Raw genomic sequence first — 1,261 nt, 5'->3', positions numbered from 1 at the left:
CTGTACGGACCGGACACATGGTTGACGGGTGTGCGGGGACATGGTGGACACTTTCCGGCGAGCAAACTTCGCCGGAAAGCCATCATGCCCTGGAACACGAGAGACGCCATGAGCCTGAAAGAAGAGTTCATTTCCTTAGCACGGCAGCCCGGCAGTAATAAGCGAGAGCTATGCCGGCGATTCGGCATCAGTCCGCAAACGGCCTATAAATGGCTCAAACGCTACGAAGCGCACGGTCAGCCGGGGCTGCAAGAGAAGTCTCGCAAACCGGCTACCAGCCCCAAACTGACCACCGCAGCTCTGGAAGCGCAGGTCATAGCACTAAGGCAAGACCATCCAGCATGGGGTGGACGGACAATCAGCAGCCTCTTAAAAAAGCAGATCGCTCCCAGCACCGTTACCAATGTCCTGCACCGGCACGGCCTGATTCAGCCTTCTCAGAAGGAGCAAGAGGCAAAGCTGAGATTTGAACACGATGCGCCTAACGATCTTTGGCAGATGGATTTCAAAGCGCATTTCCCTACGCAAGAAGGCCGATGCCATCCCCTGACCATGCTGGACGACCACTCGCGATTCAATTTGGCGATTCAGGCCTGCGACAACGAGCGTGGGGCCACGGTGAAGGAGAAGATGATCGAGGTATTCCAGCGCTTCGGATTACCGGCTCGCATCAACGTTGACAACGGCCCGCCATGGGGCTCGCCACGCAATCCAGGGGAAATCACAGAGCTGAGTATCTGGTTGATTCGTCTAGGAATTCGAATCAGTTTCAGCCGTCCTTACCATCCTCAAACGAATGGAAAGATCGAGCGCTTCCACCGTTCACTCAAGGCCGAAGTGCTTGATGGGCGTCATTTCTCCACTACCCAGCAGGCTCAAAAAGCATTTGATCAATGGCGTGAGATTTATAACTTGCAACGCCCTCATCAAGCGTTGGACTACAAGGTACCTATGGACCGGTATCGCTCCAGCCCCTGGGCTTATCCGCAGCAGTTATCGGAGTTTGAATATGGTCCAGATGATGTGCTGGCTAAGGCTTATCACAGTCGATTTCGCTTTCAGAAACGCTATTTCAGCATTGCCAAGGGGTTGAATGGGCTTCACATCGCAATACGGCCTAACCCTGAAACTGATGGCTTTTTTGATGTCTACTTCTGCCATCACTTCCTTCGAACGATCGACGTGAATAAACCTGAATATGGTTAATAATGTGTCAACCATGTCTCCGCACATGTGTCCACCATGTGTCCGGTCCGTACAG

The 1,261-nt window shown here is 53.1% G+C and carries 1 protein-coding gene; it reads left to right on the top strand.

Annotated elements, in window-relative coordinates:
- The first annotated feature begins 84 nt into the window (after nt 1–84).
- Entirely contained in the window at nt 85–1,206 is a 1,122-nt protein-coding gene (locus tag Q7C20_RS26635) for an IS481 family transposase (RefSeq protein WP_375071174.1), read from the top strand.
- The last annotated feature ends 55 nt before the right edge of the window (nt 1,207–1,261 follow it).

The organism is Pseudomonas sp. AMR01 (assembly GCF_041946035.1).
GTDB lineage: Bacteria > Pseudomonadota > Gammaproteobacteria > Pseudomonadales > Pseudomonadaceae > Aquipseudomonas > Aquipseudomonas antarctica_B.
The sequence above is the reverse complement of the archived record's forward strand: the minus strand, read 5'-3'. Positions and strand labels throughout refer to the sequence as shown.

Excerpts from the sequence above, each read along its gene's own strand:
- Q7C20_RS26635 (WP_375071174.1), top strand. The coding sequence starts at position 85 with ATGCCCTGGAACACGAGAGACGCCATGAGCCTGAAAGAAGAGTTCATT.